Origin of the sequence: Noviluteimonas gilva (assembly GCF_009740395.1) — a bacterium.
In the GTDB taxonomy this organism is placed as follows: Bacteria; Pseudomonadota; Gammaproteobacteria; order Xanthomonadales; family Xanthomonadaceae; genus Noviluteimonas; species Noviluteimonas gilva.
In genome coordinates this window covers 280,204-293,420 of record NZ_WOXT01000002.1, presented here as the reverse complement: position 1 = coordinate 293,420, position 13,217 = coordinate 280,204, and the positions used below count along the sequence as shown (strand labels likewise).

15 protein-coding genes and 3 tRNA genes are annotated in these 13,217 nt (G+C 67.7%); 6 read left to right on the top strand and 12 right to left on the bottom strand.

Translation table 11 applies throughout. From position 1 onward, the window contains the following. Position 1: 1 nt before the first annotated feature. Genes GN331_RS08315 through GN331_RS08295 form a run of 5 tightly spaced genes read right to left on the bottom strand, consistent with a single transcriptional unit; the run spans position 2 to position 3,304 of the window. Positions 2-247 carry a MoaD/ThiS family protein gene (locus GN331_RS08315; RefSeq protein WP_156641520.1) on the bottom strand — a complete coding sequence of 82 codons (246 nt, stop codon included), beginning with the start codon at positions 245-247 and terminating at the stop codon, positions 2-4. Continuing rightward, positions 244-735: a cyclic pyranopterin monophosphate synthase MoaC gene (moaC, locus tag GN331_RS08310; protein ID WP_156641519.1), complete on the bottom strand. Its 492-nt coding sequence runs from the start codon at positions 733-735 to the stop codon at positions 244-246. Before moaC ends, GN331_RS08315 begins: the two co-directional genes overlap by 4 nt. A 1-nt stretch (position 736) precedes the next feature. Beyond that, positions 737-1,774 carry a GTP 3',8-cyclase MoaA gene (gene moaA / locus GN331_RS08305; RefSeq protein WP_156641518.1) on the bottom strand — a complete coding sequence of 346 codons (1,038 nt, stop codon included), beginning with the start codon at positions 1,772-1,774 and terminating at the stop codon, positions 737-739. After that, positions 1,771-2,538: an MBL fold metallo-hydrolase gene (locus tag GN331_RS08300; protein WP_156641517.1), complete on the bottom strand. Its 768-nt coding sequence runs from the start codon at positions 2,536-2,538 to the stop codon at positions 1,771-1,773. The genes moaA and GN331_RS08300 overlap by 4 nt, the downstream gene beginning before the upstream one ends. A 1-nt stretch (position 2,539) precedes the next feature. Next, the gene (locus GN331_RS08295; protein WP_156641516.1) at positions 2,540-3,304 is read right to left on the bottom strand and encodes a 3-deoxy-D-manno-octulosonic acid kinase; all 765 of its coding nucleotides are present in this window, start codon (positions 3,302-3,304) and stop codon (positions 2,540-2,542) included. 24 nt (positions 3,305-3,328) lie between these two features. On the opposite strand from GN331_RS08295, the gene GN331_RS08290 reads away from it, so the two are divergent. Then, a complete protein-coding gene (locus GN331_RS08290) occupies positions 3,329-4,393 on the top strand; it encodes a glycosyltransferase family 9 protein (protein ID WP_331713415.1) in 1,065 nt (354 codons plus the stop codon). Positions 4,394-4,468: 75 nt separating this feature from the next. On the opposite strand, the gene GN331_RS08285 is transcribed toward GN331_RS08290, so the two are convergent. After that, positions 4,469-4,559 (bottom strand) — tRNA-Ser (locus GN331_RS08285). A gap of 126 nt (positions 4,560-4,685) precedes the next feature. Between GN331_RS08285 and GN331_RS08280 the strand changes: the two genes are divergently transcribed. After that, positions 4,686-5,093 carry a DUF6165 family protein gene (locus GN331_RS08280; protein ID WP_156641515.1) on the top strand — a complete coding sequence of 136 codons (408 nt, stop codon included), beginning with the start codon at positions 4,686-4,688 and terminating at the stop codon, positions 5,091-5,093. 148 nt (positions 5,094-5,241) lie between these two features. Continuing rightward, positions 5,242-5,946 carry a PP2C family protein-serine/threonine phosphatase gene (locus tag GN331_RS08275; RefSeq protein ID WP_156641514.1) on the top strand — a complete coding sequence of 235 codons (705 nt, stop codon included), beginning with the start codon at positions 5,242-5,244 and terminating at the stop codon, positions 5,944-5,946. A gap of 120 nt (positions 5,947-6,066) precedes the next feature. Here GN331_RS08275 and dnaQ read toward each other — a convergent pair whose 3' ends face one another. The 3 genes from dnaQ to GN331_RS08260 are packed head-to-tail and all read right to left on the bottom strand — an operon-like array spanning position 6,067 to position 7,909. Continuing rightward, positions 6,067-6,798: a DNA polymerase III subunit epsilon gene (gene dnaQ / locus GN331_RS08270; protein ID WP_156641513.1), complete on the bottom strand. Its 732-nt coding sequence runs from the start codon at positions 6,796-6,798 to the stop codon at positions 6,067-6,069. Then, a complete protein-coding gene (gene rnhA / locus GN331_RS08265; RefSeq protein ID WP_156641512.1) occupies positions 6,795-7,250 on the bottom strand; it encodes a ribonuclease HI in 456 nt (151 codons plus the stop codon). The genes dnaQ and rnhA overlap by 4 nt, the downstream gene beginning before the upstream one ends. Then, positions 7,247-7,909: a class I SAM-dependent methyltransferase gene (locus GN331_RS08260; RefSeq protein WP_156641511.1), complete on the bottom strand. Its 663-nt coding sequence runs from the start codon at positions 7,907-7,909 to the stop codon at positions 7,247-7,249. The genes rnhA and GN331_RS08260 overlap by 4 nt, the downstream gene beginning before the upstream one ends. A 45-nt stretch (positions 7,910-7,954) precedes the next feature. Here GN331_RS08260 and gloB point away from each other — a divergent pair, with 45 nt between their 5' ends. From gloB to GN331_RS08245, 3 genes are all read left to right on the top strand, one after another. Then, on the top strand, positions 7,955-8,719 hold the full coding sequence (gene gloB, locus GN331_RS08255; protein WP_156641510.1) for a hydroxyacylglutathione hydrolase: 765 nt from the start codon (positions 7,955-7,957) through the stop codon (positions 8,717-8,719). Next, complete coding sequence (locus GN331_RS08250) at positions 8,716-9,933, top strand: lytic transglycosylase domain-containing protein (RefSeq protein ID WP_156641509.1); 1,218 nt, start codon at positions 8,716-8,718, stop codon at positions 9,931-9,933. Before gloB ends, GN331_RS08250 begins: the two co-directional genes overlap by 4 nt. Positions 9,934-9,998: 65 nt before the next feature. Further along, positions 9,999-10,787, top strand: coding sequence for an enoyl-ACP reductase FabI (locus GN331_RS08245; protein ID WP_156641508.1), 789 nt, complete (start codon positions 9,999-10,001; stop codon positions 10,785-10,787). Positions 10,788-10,858: 71 nt separating this feature from the next. Here GN331_RS08245 and GN331_RS08240 read toward each other — a convergent pair whose 3' ends face one another. The 3 genes from GN331_RS08240 to GN331_RS08230 form a co-directional block, all read right to left on the bottom strand. Then, positions 10,859-12,826, bottom strand: coding sequence for a SurA N-terminal domain-containing protein (locus tag GN331_RS08240; RefSeq protein WP_156641507.1), 1,968 nt, complete (start codon positions 12,824-12,826; stop codon positions 10,859-10,861). A 129-nt stretch (positions 12,827-12,955) separates the two neighbouring features. Continuing rightward, positions 12,956-13,032 (bottom strand) — tRNA-Asp (locus GN331_RS08235). A 79-nt stretch (positions 13,033-13,111) separates the two neighbouring features. Then, positions 13,112-13,186, bottom strand: a tRNA-Val gene (locus GN331_RS08230). Positions 13,187-13,217 lie beyond the last annotated feature (31 nt).

Here is a 13,217-nt window from a genome sequence, read left to right as displayed (position 1 = left end):
TTCAGCCACCGGACACCGGCGGGATGAACGCGATCTCGCTGCCGTCGCGCGGTGCGTCTTCCCAGCGCGCGAATTCGCCGTCGACCGCCACGCGCAAACGATCCACCGACAAGGGGAAGCCGTAGCGCGCGCGCAGTTCGAGATACAGCACGCGCAGATCCGGCGCGCTGGTCTCGAAGGTTTCGTGGTCGATCTCCGCCACGTCGCGCAGCGAGGCGAAATACAGCACCGTCACGCGCGCGCTCATCCGACGTCTCCGACATCGCGCTTGCCGCCACGCTTGCCGACCAGCTTCGCCGGGCCGATCACGATCGCGTGCGACAGCGCCTTGCACATGTCGTAGACCGTGAGCGCGGCGACGGTCGCGCCGGTCATCGCTTCCATTTCCACGCCCGTGCGATGCGTGGTGCGCACCGTGCAGACGATCGTGAGTTCGCTGACGTGCGACCAGTCGATCGCAAACGTGCAGCCATCGATCGGCAAGGGATGGCAGAACGGGATCAGGTCCCAGGTTTTTTTCACCGCCATCGTGCCGGCGATGATCGCGGTGTCGACGATCGCGCCCTTCTTGCTGCGCAGGCCGCTCGCGCGCAGTTGGCGCGCGACGTCGGCAGGGAATTTCACGCGGCATTCGGCGCTCGCCGTGCGCGCGGTGATCGGTTTGTCCGCCACGTCGACCATCGTCGGCCGGCCCGCGGCGGACACATGCGTCAGGGAGGTCTTGCGCGTCGCCATGTCAGCCGCCCACCAGGTACATCTCGACATGGCGCCGCGACGCCGTCGCCGCACCGCGGATCTCGCTGTAGCGGTCCGCGCGGCGCGTCCACGCTTGCGCGAGCGCGTCCACCACGACGTCCTCGCCCTGCCGCACGAGCGCGCGCAAGGGTTGGCCGTCGGCGGCGAACAGGCAGGTGTACAGCGTGCCGTCCGCCGATACGCGCGCACGATGGCAATCGCCGCAGAACGGCACGGTGACGGAGCTGACGAAGCCGACTTCGCCGGCGCCGTCGTGGTACGCATAGCGGGCCGCGACTTCGCCGCGATAGTTCGGGTCCAGCGCGCGCAGCGGCCAGCGCGCATGCAGACGATCGCGCAATTCGGCCGAAGGCACGACGTTCTCGCGACGCCAGCCATTGCACGTGCCCACGTCCATGTATTCGATGAAGCGAAGCACGTGGCCGTGTTCGCGCGCGAATGCCGCGAGCGGCAACACTTCGCCTTCGTTGACGCCGCGCTGCACGACGCAATTGAGTTTGATCGGCGCGAAGCCCGCGGCCTGTGCGGCGGCGATGCCGGCAAGCACCGCGTCGATGTGGCCACGACCGCCGGACATCGCCGAAAACATCTCCGGCGACAGCGCATCCAGGCTCACCGTGATGCGATGCAGGCCGGCGTCGCGCAAGGCTTGCGCATGCGCGGCGAGCAGGCTGCCGTTGGTCGTGAGCGCCAGATCGTCGAGCCCATCGATGCGCGCAAGCCGCTCCACCAGATCGGGCAACCCCTTGCGCAACAGCGGCTCGCCCCCGGTCAATCGTAGCTTGCGCACGCCCAGGCGCACGAAGCCGCGCACCAGCGTTTCGATTTCGTCGAACGACAGGCGCGACGCCGCGTCGAGCCCGTGGTCGTCGGGAATGCGATCGGCCGGCATGCAATATGGGCAACGGAAGTTGCACGCGTCGATCACCGACAAACGCAGGTCGCGCAACGGGCGACCGAGTGCGTCGCGCGGCTGCGGCAGCGCGCGCACGGTTTCGACGGGCAACGGCGCGCTCATCGCAGCGGCGCCATCTGGGCCGTGGTCGGTGCGAGCCGGATCACTTCGCCGGCGCGCGCGATGCGATGCCCGCGGATTTCCAGATGCGCACCGTCGACTTCGCTGGCGTAGTGATACAGGCAGCAACGCGCGAGGAGCTCGGCCGGATATTCGCGTTCCAGATCCTCGATGCCGCTGTGCGAAGGATTGCCGTGCAGTGCGCAGTCGTGGAGTACGAGCTCACCGGCGTCGGCGAACTTCGCGAGTTGTTCGGGAATCGGCCGCGTATCGCCCGTCCACACCATGCTGCCGCGCAGGCGCAGGCCGAAACTGGTGTCGGGCCAGTGGTGGCGCGTGGGGAAGACTTCCATCCGCACGCCGTCGTGCCAGAAGTGATCGCCGACGGGCACGAGATGGAACGCGTCCCAGAAATTGGCGCCGCCTTCGGCGAGCACGTTCGGATACGAGGCGACGCGTTGTTGCAGCAGCGGCACGAGCGGCGCAGGCACGTACAGCGCGACGCGGCCGCGCAGGGCCTCGTCCCAGAAGCTCGCGCCGAACAGGCGTTCGAACCCGCCGACATGATCCAGGTGTACGTGCGTGATGAACACCGCGCGCGGCGATGCGCCGTAGTGCGCGAGGTAATGCGTCAGACCGTCACTGCCGCAGTCGATCGACAGCCACGGCGCGCCGTCGCGTTCGATCGTGGCCATCGCCGAGCCCAGTTCGGTGGCGAAGGCGTTGCCCACGCCCTGCAGGCGCAGGGACCATGTGGCGGCGGTCATTTCAGTAGCCCTTGTTCCATTGCGCTTCGTAGGCCTCGCGCAGGCGTTTGAAGTCGCGCTCGACATCGTCGTTGCCGCGGTCGCCGCGCAACTTGAGCAGCGAGCGCTTCAGGCGCGTCAGGTTGCGTTCGCGCCACTTGGTGGCCGGGATGCGGAGCGCGCAGCGGTCCAGATCGATCATCCAACCGTTGCCTGCATCGTCGAAGAGCAGATTGTGGGCGTTGAGGTCGGCGTGGTCGAGGCCGGCGCGGTGGAAGCGCGCGATCAGGCGGCCGGCCGCTTCCCAGGGTGCGGTATCGCCCGGGGTGTTGGCGCGATGGCCGAGGGAATGCACGTGTTCGATGCGTTCGAGCAGGATCGCGGCGCGATAGCGGTGGCCCTTGCGCACGTAATACGCGGCGATCGGCGCGGGCACCGGCAACTTGCGCTTGCGCAATTCACGCAGCAGGCGGTACTCGGCGAAGCTGCGCACGCGGTCGTTGCCGCGCCACAGGTGCCGATCGCGGCTGATGCGCGCGGCGAGGCCCCCGCGCAGGTAATGGCGCAACACCGCGCCGCCGAAGGGCCCGTCGACGAACCAGGCCGCCCCGCGCCCACCCGACGACACCGGTTGCGCGTGGCTGCCCCAGTGCTGCGGATCGAACCATTCGGGCACGGCGTGATCCACGCCTGCTTGCCGCAGGTATGTGCGGTCGAACAGAATCGCCCCATACCCCATCCCTTCGCGGAACGGCGTCAGGCTTTCATTGGCGTCGAAAGCGGCCATGTCCAAACGAGTCTAGCAAGCAACGTGCCTGCAACGTCGCCCCCGCCCCGCTCGCTCTGCCTGCTCCGCCTTTCGGCGCTGGGCGACGTCACGCATGTCGTTCCGCTGGTGCGCACGCTGCGGCAGGCCTGGCCGGAGACGACGATCACCTGGGTGATCGGCACCGGCGAGTTCAAGTTGCTCGAAGGCCTGCCGGGCGTGGAGTTCCTCGTCTACGACAAGCGCAGCGGGATCGGCGGGATGCTGGCCTTGCGGCGCGCGCTGGCCAAGCGGAAGTTCGACGCGTTGATGCTGATGCAGGTGGCCTTCCGCGCCAATCTGTTGTCGGCGTGCATCCCGGCCGACCGTCGCATCGGTTACGACGCTTCGCGCTCGAAGGACCTGCACGGCTTGTTCGTCAACGAACGCATCGCCGATCGCCCCGGCATCCACGTGCTCGATGCGATCGGCAGTTTCTGCGAGCCGCTGGGCATCGTGCAGAACGAAGTGGTCTGGAACATGCCCGTGCCCGAATCGGCACACGCATGGGCCCGTGCGCAATGGCCCGAAGATGGAACGCCGACGCTGGTCGTCTCGCCGTGTTCGAGCCACGTGCTGCGCAATTGGCGCGCCGAGCGTTACGCGGCACTCGCCGATCACGCGGCATCGAAAGGGTGGCGCGTCGTGTTGTGCGGCGGGCGCAGCGCACTCGAGCGATCGGTGGCCGATGCGATCCTCGCGTCAATGCAATCGCCGGCGCTGGACCTGGTCGGCAAGGACACGTTGAAACAGTTGCCGGCGTTGCTCGCGCGCGCAGACCTGGTGGTCTCGCCCGATTCGGGGCCGACGCACATCGCCAACGCGATGGGCACGAAGGTGCTTGGGCTGCACGCACCGAGCAATCCACGTCGCAGCGGGCCGTATTCGGATCTGCGGTACTGCGTCGATCGTTACGACGATGCGGCGCGCAAGTTCCTCGGCAAGCCGGCCGACGAGCTGCCCTGGGGTACGAAGATCGAGCGCGAAGGCGTGATGGATCTGATCACGGTCGACGATGCGGTGCAGGCGTTCGATCGCTTCTGCGCGGATCGTCGGGCCGGGCGGTACTAGCGCGTCGCTGCGGTTTCCACCCCCGGCTTTCGCGCAGGCAAAAAAAACGCCCCGTTCAGGGGCGTTTTTCTTGTATGGCGGAGAGGGAGGGATTCGAACCCTCGGTGCGCTATAAACGCACGCCTGATTTCGAGTCAGGTACATTCAACCGCTCTGCCACCTCTCCTGAAAGCGGGCGTGCCGAGGCATCTGGAATGCCGCCGGACTGCGGGGCGTGCATGATACGGGCGTGCGTCGCGCGGGACAAGCGCGGGTAGACTGTGCGCCCCCATTCCCTCATCGCGGCGCGCCCATGTCCGAACTCCTGGTCCCGGTCTCCTACGGCGAGCTGCTCGACAAGATCGCGATCCTGCAGATCAAGTCCGAGCGCATGACCGACCCCGCCAAACTGGCGAACGTCCGCAACGAACTCTCCGCGCTCGAGAAGACCTGGATGGCGCACCCCGCCGCGGGCGGCGATGTCGCCAAGCTGCGCGCCGATCTCAAGGCCGTGAACGAACGCCTTTGGGTCATCGAAGATGACATCCGGGTGAAGGAGAAGGAGCGTGCCTTCGACGAGGAGTTTGTGCGCTTGGCGCGCAGCGTGTATTTCGAGAACGACGAACGCGCGCGGATCAAGAAGGACATCAACCTGGCGCTGGGCTCTGCCTACGTCGAGGAGAAGTCGTACCAGGACTACCGCAGCGGCGACGCGCCCTGATCGCGCCCTGCTCCGGGGGGTGGCGTACGGACAACGTGACGGCCTCCGCGAATCCTGAGGTTCGCGCGTCATGCACGGCCGGATCGCAACGATCATGCCGTTGATGCCTGCAAGCCCCCTTGCGGGTCCCCACGCCTCGTCATCCAACATGATCGAATTCGGACACCTGACCCACGTCGGCCTGCGTCGGGAATTGAACGAGGACACCTACTACGGCGATAGCGAGCTGGGGTTGTGGCTCGTTGCCGACGGAATGGGCGGCCACGAATACGGCGAAGTCGCCAGTGCGCTCGCGCGCGAGACCATCGTGCGCGAAGTGCGCGACGGCACGCCGCTCGCGCAGGCGATCCGCATCGCCGACGAAGAAATCATCCGCGCCTCGCGCCGGCGCAACGATGCGCTGCCCATGGGCACGACGGTCGTCGCCGCGCGCGTGTCCGGCAATCGCTTCGAAGTGGCGTGGGTCGGCGACAGCCGCGTGTACATCTGGCGCGAGGGTCACCTGGCGCAGTTGTCGCAGGATCATTCCTATGTGCAGGAGCTGATCGCGCAGGGCGCGATCTCCGCCGAGCAGGCCCGCAGCCATCCGCACCGCAACGTGGTGACGCAGGCGCTGGGCGTGACCGATCCGAGCCAGCTCAACGTGGAAACCATGACCGGCGAACTGCGCCCGGGCATGCAGCTGCTGTTGTGCAGCGACGGGCTGACCGAGGAAGTCGAGGACGGCAACATCGCCGACGTGCTCGGGCACGACGATTGCAGCGCGCAGGAATGCGTCGACACGCTGGTGGCGGCGGCGCTGGATGGTGGTGGGTCGGACAACGTGACCGTGGTGTTGGTGCGTCGGCACTGATTCGCTTTGCGAATCAGTACCCCCAAAGTTTGCTTCGCAAACTTCGGGCCCCGGTGTTGCATGCCAATATCCCCCGCTGTCGCGCGCCCCTTTTACTAAAAGGGGCTACTCCACCCGACGCTACGCCGGGACGAGCACGGCCGGCGCCTCTTCTTCCAACAACACATCCCACACCGCGCGCCCGGCCTTCTTTCGAAGCACCGCCAGCCGCGCGTCGTGCGCGGCCAGGTCTTCGGCGGTCGCCGTGATGCGCGGACGCGGGCCGCCGGTGGCGGCGAACTGCGCGACCACCGCGCGCGCCGGATCCTCGGCGGCGGCGAAGCCGATCTCGCCCTGGCCCGAGGTGAGCGCGAGGTAGGCCTCGGCGAGCAACTGGGCGTCGAGCAGCGCGCCGTGCAGATGGCGGTGCGAGTTGTCGACGCCGAGGCGGCGGCACAACGCGTCGAGCGAATTGCGCTGGCCGGGGAACCGCTGCCGCGCGAGTTCGAGCGAGTCCTCGACGTTGCAGCGATCGCGCACGCGACCCAGGTGCGCGCCGATGCGCCCGAGTTCGTAGTCGAGGAACCCCAGGTCGAAGGCGGCGTTGTGGATCACCAGCTCCGCGCCGTCGATGAAGGCGAGGAATTCCTCGACGACTTCTTCGAACTTCGGCTTGTCGGACAGGAATTCGAGCGTCAGGCCGGTGACTTCCTGTGCGCCGGGTTCGAACACGCAATCGGGTTTGAGGTAACGCTGGAAGGTGCGGCCGGTCGGGCGGCGCTCCACCAGTTCGACGCAACCGATTTCCACCACGCGGTTGCCCTTGTCCCAGGACAAGCCCGTGGTTTCGGTATCGAGCACCACCTGCCTCATTGCGTCGCCATCCCCTTGAACTTCACTGCCTGGTCGCGCGCGAGTTGGTCGACGCGCTCGTTGTCCGGATCGCCGCTGTGCCCCTTCACCCAACGCCAGTCGATCGTGTGGCGTTGCGTGGCGGCATGCAGGCGCTCCCACAGGTCACGATTCTTGACCGGATCGCCTGCCGCTGTCTTCCAGTTCCTGCGCACCCAGTTCGGCATCCAGGCGCAGATACCCTGGCGCACGTATTGCGAGTCGGTGAACAGCACGATCGTGCACGGCTCGCTGAGCGATTCCAGGCCGGAGATGGCGGCCATCAGTTCCATGCGGTTGTTGGTCGTGTGCGCTTCGCCGCCGACGACTTCGCGTTCGACGCCCTTGTAACGCAGCAGCGCTGCGTATCCACCGGGACCGGGGTTGCCGAGGCACGCGCCGTCGGTATGCACTTCCACCTGCTTGGACGTCATGCGGCGGGCACGCCGTTGTTGAAACGCACGAGCGGACGGTTGCGGATCGGAATCAAGGGGACCACACGTTTCTCCGCGCGCAGCAGGAAGGCCGCGCGCATGCCTGCGCCCTGTTGCAGGGACGCGTTGGGAATGGAATTCCACCTCGGTCCCACGCCTTGCGACACCGCCTCGGGCTCGAGGCCGGCGGTGCGCAGGCGGCGACGCCAGCGGACGGGTTCGGAAGCCGACGGCCCCTGCCGCAGCCAACGCATGCGGTAAGGAGCCAGCGGATTGAGCGTCAGCAGCCATAACCGGCCGCCGGGCACGAGCACGCGCGCGATTTCCTCGAGCAGCGCCGCCGGCAACACCGCGCCATCGGCGACGTGCTGGACCACGGCGGTGCCGATCGACTCGGAGACGAACGGCAGCGGCAACGCGCAGCGCACGGGGCCGTGGAACGCCCCATCGGCGATGTGGAACGGGAGTTCGCGCTCGCCGACGGGCTCGAGCCCTTCGACCGGCATCAGGCGCAGCCAGGGCTGGCCGGGGCGCTCGGCCGCGGCCTGGCGGACGATGTCGTCCTCGCTGTCCAGGATGGCGCGACCGGCAACGCTGGCGAACCACGCGCCCGCGAGCGGGGCTTGTTCAGGTTGACGGGCGGTTCCGGGGAGCGGCATGGTCCCTATTCTGCGGGATGCCCCTTCCGCGTGGAGAGGCCATCGATGCGATTGCGACCGCTGCCGGCGTTCGAGGACAACTACATCTGGGCGCTCGTCGAAGACGACGGGAGCGCCTTGGTGGTCGACCCCGGCGACGCGGCCCCAGTCCTGCGCGCCGTTGGCGAAGGCCTGTCGCTGCGCGGCATCCTGCTGACGCACCACCACCACGACCACATCGGCGGCGTGCCCTCGCTACTCGCCGAAATGCCCCACCTGCCGGTGATCGGCCCGCGCGACGACCGGATCACGACCGCCACCGAGCGCGTCGGCGCCGGGGACACGGCCCGGATCGCGGACTGGGTCTTCGAGGTCCATGAGATTCCGGGCCACACCGTGAGCCACATCGCATTCCACGGCCATCAAGTCTTGTTTTGCGGGGACACCCTCTTCAGCCTCGGCTGCGGCCGCCTGTTCGAGGGAACCCCGATGCAGATGTTGGACTCGCTGGATCGCCTTGCCGCCCTGCCCGGTTCGACCCGGGTGTGCTGCGGGCACGAGTACACCGTCGCGAACGCAGCGTTCGCGCTGACGGTCGATCCGGCGAACGCCCTGCTCCAGGATCGCAGCACCGAAGCGCAGCGCATGCGCCTGGCCGGCCAGCCGACGGTGCCGACCACGCTGGACGACGAGCGCACCTGCAATCCGTTCCTGCGCATCGACATCCCCGAGGTGCGTGGCGCGGTGTCCAAGCACGTCGGTCGCCCGCTGATGGATCGCGTGGACGCATTCGCCGAATTGAGGCGCTGGAAAGACGGGTTCCGCGCATGAGGTTGCGCCGCCGCCTGGCGTTCGGCCTTGCCGCGAGCCTCGTGCTCGTGGCGCCGGTCGCATCGGCGGCTTCGCAGGAGATTCCACTGACACCCCCGCGCGCCGAGCAGGCGCCGGTCGAAGACGTGCTCGCGCCGCGCAACGCCCGCAGCGGCCGCGACATCTACACCAGTTTCCGCGAAGGCCTCGCCGATCCGAGTTGCCCGTCCGGCGGCAGCGCGCGCTGGAAGCAGCACTTCGCCAACGCGCCGCGCCGCATGGCGAGCGCGAACGACGACGTGCTGCCTTTGTTCGGCTACGTCGTCGACGCCGTGCGCGAAGCGCATCTGCCGACCGAATACGCGCTCATTCCCTTCGTCGAAAGCGGCTACAAGGCCGGCGCGCGCAGCCCGAGCGGTCCCGCCGGCCTGTGGCAATTCATCCAGACCACCGCGCGCAACCACGACGTCCCGATGCGCGCCGGGTACGACGGCCGCCTGTCGCCCGTGGATTCCACGCGCGCCGCGGTGCGTTATCTCAAGACCTTGCACGGCATGTTCGCCGGCGACTGGCGCCTGGCGGTGATGGCGTACAACGCGGGCGAATATCGCGTGCTCGGTTCGCTGCGCCGCGCGGGGCAGAACGCGCGCAACGCGAAGCCCGAAACGCTGCCCGGCCTTTCGCCGATCACGCACGCGTACGTGCAGAAGTTGCGCGCGCTGTCGTGCCTGCTCGAACAGGCCGACGATCGCGAAGAATGGATGCGTTCGCTCGACCGCCCGGTCGCGCATCTCGATGCGCAGGTGCTGCCCGCCAACATCAGGACGCTCGACGCGTTCGCGCGTGCGCGCGGGCTCGATGCGGCACAGTTGCGCCGCTTCAATCCCGCGTTCGAAGGCGGCCGCGTCGTGCCGCGCAAGGATGTCGCCCTGCGCGTGCTCGCGCCGGTGCCGATGGACGACGGTGTGCGCGTCGCGATGGACACACCCGCGAAAGCCGAGGCGGCAGCGACGCCCTCCCCCGTCGTCGGTGAAGTGTTGGCGACCGTCTCGCCGAAGCGTTCCCACACGGTCGCGCGCGGCGAATCCCTGTCGGTCATCGCCCATCGGTATGGCGTGCGGACCGGCGAACTCATCGCCCTGAACAAGCTCGACAAGGGCGCGAAGATACGCCCGGGCATGGTGCTGCGGATCGATGCGGAAGACGCATCGGCCGCGACTGCGGCTGGCCCCTGAGGCGCGGCGCAGGCACACTTGTCGCCCCCGCCGCCCCGCCGGCGCGCCGCAACATCGGAGGTTCCATGGGTTTCCTGCAGGGCAAACGCGCGCTGATCACCGGCGTCGCGAGCCAGCGCTCCATCGCCAGCGGCATCGCCGAGGCGATGCATCGTGAAGGCGCGCAGCTCGCTTTCACCTACCAGAACGAAAAACTCAAGTCGCGCGTGGAAGACGCGGCGAAAGAGTTCGGCAGCGACATCGTCATTCCGCTGGACGTCGCCGACGATGCGCAGATCCAGGCGTGCTTCGACGCGCTGGGCAAGCACTGGGATTCGTTCGACATCCTCGTGCACGCGATCGCCTATGCGCCGCGCGAAGCGATCGATGGCGAATTCCTCGACGGCCTCACGCGCGAGAACTGGAACATCGCGCACGAGATCTCCGCGTTCTCGCTCGCCGCGATGGCCAAGGCCGCGCGCCCGATGATGGCCAACCGCAACGGCGCCATCGTCACGCTGAGCTACCTCGGCGCCGAACGCGCGCTGGCGAACTACAACGTCATGGGCGTGGCGAAGGCCAGCCTGGAAGCGACGGTGCGCTACCTCGCGCTCAACCTCGGCCCGGAAGGCACGCGCGTCAACGCGATTTCCGCCGGCCCGATCAAGACGCTCGCCGCCGCGGGCATCGCCAACTTCCGCAAGATGCTCGGCCACGTCGAAGCGTATGCGCCGTTGCGTCGCAGCGTGTCGATCGAGGACGTCGGCAACGTCGCCGCGTTCCTGTGTTCGGATCTCGCCGCGGGCGTGACGGGCGAAGTGACGTACGTCGATGCGGGCTACAACATCCTCGGGATGACCGGGCTCGACACGTGACGTCGCGCTGATCGACGCGAACAAAAAAGCCCGGCGATGCCGGGCTTTTTTCGTTGCAACGTTGGCCGCCCTTACAGGCGCGTTTCTTCGACGTGCACCGTCATCGCCTTGCGCATCGTCGAGACGAACGCCTTCGCATCGTCGGCGCCGCCGGACTGCGAGAGCTGGCGCTGCAGCAGCGCGCGTTCTTCGGCCGTCGCCTTGGCGGGATCGCCGGCGACGACCTTGTCGACCGCGAACACGACGTGGCTGCCGTCGGCCAGGCGCACGCTGCCCGGCGAAACCTTGCCCGCCGCCGGTGCCGGCACGGAGAAGTACGCCTGCGACGCTTCGCGATCCGGGAACGGCGCGCCGCGCGGCACGTTCGGCATCGACGTCGGCGCCAGGCCGCGTTCGGCGGCAACGGCTTCGAACGGCTTGCCGGCCTTGAGCTGGGCGACCATGCCGTCGGCGACCGCTTGCGCGGCCTTCTGCGTGCGCTCGGCGCGGATCGCCGCGACGATCTGGTTGCGCACCTGCGCCGCCGGCAATTCGCGCGCCGGCGTGTGCTGCGTGACGCGCAACATGACCACGTGGTCGGTGCCGACTTCGATCATGTCGCTCACCAGGCCGTCCTGGATCGCAGAATCGGCGAACGCGGCGCGCTGCACGGCACGGTTGCCGGCGATGCCGGGACCACCGCCACGCGGGAACGGGCCGAGCGTCTGCACCGTCAGGCCCGCGGCCTTCGCGGCCGGATCGAGCGCGGTGGGATTCTTGTTGACCAGGTCCACCATCTTGGTGGTGGTGTCGTTGAAGATGCGTTCGCGATCGGCGTCGGCCTGCTCGGTCGCAAGGCGCGCGCGCACTTCGTCGAAGTTCGCTTCCGTCGCGCCCTTGATCTCGCGCACCTGCAGGACGTGCCAGCCGAACTGCGTGCGCACGGGGCCTTCGATCTGGCCGCCCTGCATCGCGAACACGGCGTCTTCGAACGGCTTCTCCATCACGCCCTTCGCCACCCAACCCAGGTCGCCGCCCTTGCTCTTCGACAGGCCGTCGTCCGAGTTGGCGGTCGCGAGCGCCGCGAAGTCCGCACCGGGCGCCTTCGCTTCGGCGGCAAGCTTCTTGGCCTTCGCTTCGGCGGCCTGCTGCGCGGCGGGATCGGCATCGGCCGGCACGGCGACGAGGATGTGCGAGACGAGGCGTTCACCGCCGCTGCCCAGGCCCGCCTTTTCTTTTTCGAAGCGCGCGCGCAGCGTCGCTTCGTCGGCCGCCGGCACGGTGAGTGCGTTGGCGTCGATGTCGACGTATTCGATCGTCACCTGTTCCGGCGCTCGGAACTGGTTGCGGTGCGCCGCCCAGAACGCATCGATCTCCTTGCCCGACACGGGGCCGTTGTCCGGCGCCGGCGCCGGCAACTGCACCCACGACACGCTGCGCTCTTCGGCAAGCAGCTTGAGCAGGCGATCCATTTCCGAATTGGTGACGAACGCCGAATCGTTGAGGCCGCGCGGCAGGGTTTCGACCGCCAGGCCCTCGCGCACTTCGTTCTCGAAGCCCTTCGCCGTGAGGTTCTGCGAGGCGAGCGCCATCTGGTAGCGCTCCTTGTTGAACTTGCCGTCGACCTGGAACACCGGCATCTCGAAGATCGCCTTGGTGACCTGCGCATCGCTCACCGCGACGCCGGCGCGGCCGGAAGCCATCTTCAGCACGCGCTGGTCGATCAGTTCCTCGAGGATCGCGCGCTTGTTCTCGACCGTGTCGAACACCTGCGGGTCGTAGTTGTCGCCCAGCTGCTGACGCTGCTCGTTGCGCGCGCGCTCGAGCTGCTGGCGCCAGTCGCGCGAGCTGATTTCTTCCTTCGTCCACAGATAGGAGACGGGCCAGAATTTCGGCGCGCCTTCCCACCACGTCGGCGGGGCTTCCACCTTCGCGACCCAGTCTTCGTTCTGCTGCTGCATGTATTGCTCGACGCCGAAGAAGGCGAAGGGAATCGTGAGCAGGCCGAGGATGACCGAAGCGATCCAGCCGGAGGTTTTCTCGCGGAGTTTCTGCAGCATTTGGCGGTGGTGGCGGAGACGGAAGCCGGGCAGTTTAGCCGCTTCGGCGCGCGTTCGGCGGCCCGCCCCCGAAATGCGCGCAAGGCCCAAAACAAAAGCGCCCTTTCGGGCGCTTTGGTCTGGATCTAATGGCGGAGTGGACGGGACTCGAACCCGCGACCTCCGGCGTGACAGGCCAGCATTCTAACCGACTGAACTACCACTCCGCTGAGCCCGAAATCATACAAGAGCAGAGTTCGCGCTTGCAACACTTCGATGAAACTTCATTGCAAATTCGGAATCGGGTGGTGGGTGCTGAGGGGATCGAACCCCCGACCCTCTCCGTGTAAAGGAGACGCTCTACCGCTGAGCTAAGCACCCGTCCCGCAATATTCCCGCAACCGCGATCGAA

Coding starts and splice junctions, on each gene's coding strand:
- dnaQ (WP_156641513.1), bottom strand. CDS start 6,798: ATGAGGCAGGTGGTGCTCGATACCGAAACCACGGGCTTGTCCTGGGAC.
- moaA (WP_156641518.1), bottom strand. CDS start 1,774: ATGAGCGCGCCGTTGCCCGTCGAAACCGTGCGCGCGCTGCCGCAGCCG.
- GN331_RS08300 (WP_156641517.1), bottom strand. CDS start 2,538: ATGACCGCCGCCACATGGTCCCTGCGCCTGCAGGGCGTGGGCAACGCC.
- GN331_RS08280 (WP_156641515.1), top strand. CDS start 4,686: ATGTCCGAACTCCTGGTCCCGGTCTCCTACGGCGAGCTGCTCGACAAG.
- GN331_RS08240 (WP_156641507.1), bottom strand. CDS start 12,826: ATGCTGCAGAAACTCCGCGAGAAAACCTCCGGCTGGATCGCTTCGGTC.
- gloB (WP_156641510.1), top strand. CDS start 7,955: ATGCGATTGCGACCGCTGCCGGCGTTCGAGGACAACTACATCTGGGCG.
- GN331_RS08275 (WP_156641514.1), top strand. CDS start 5,242: ATGATCGAATTCGGACACCTGACCCACGTCGGCCTGCGTCGGGAATTG.
- GN331_RS08245 (WP_156641508.1), top strand. CDS start 9,999: ATGGGTTTCCTGCAGGGCAAACGCGCGCTGATCACCGGCGTCGCGAGC.
- moaC (WP_156641519.1), bottom strand. CDS start 735: ATGGCGACGCGCAAGACCTCCCTGACGCATGTGTCCGCCGCGGGCCGG.
- GN331_RS08295 (WP_156641516.1), bottom strand. CDS start 3,304: ATGGCCGCTTTCGACGCCAATGAAAGCCTGACGCCGTTCCGCGAAGGG.
- GN331_RS08260 (WP_156641511.1), bottom strand. CDS start 7,909: ATGCCGCTCCCCGGAACCGCCCGTCAACCTGAACAAGCCCCGCTCGCG.
- rnhA (WP_156641512.1), bottom strand. CDS start 7,250: ATGACGTCCAAGCAGGTGGAAGTGCATACCGACGGCGCGTGCCTCGGC.
- GN331_RS08250 (WP_156641509.1), top strand. CDS start 8,716: ATGAGGTTGCGCCGCCGCCTGGCGTTCGGCCTTGCCGCGAGCCTCGTG.
- GN331_RS08315 (WP_156641520.1), bottom strand. CDS start 247: ATGAGCGCGCGCGTGACGGTGCTGTATTTCGCCTCGCTGCGCGACGTG.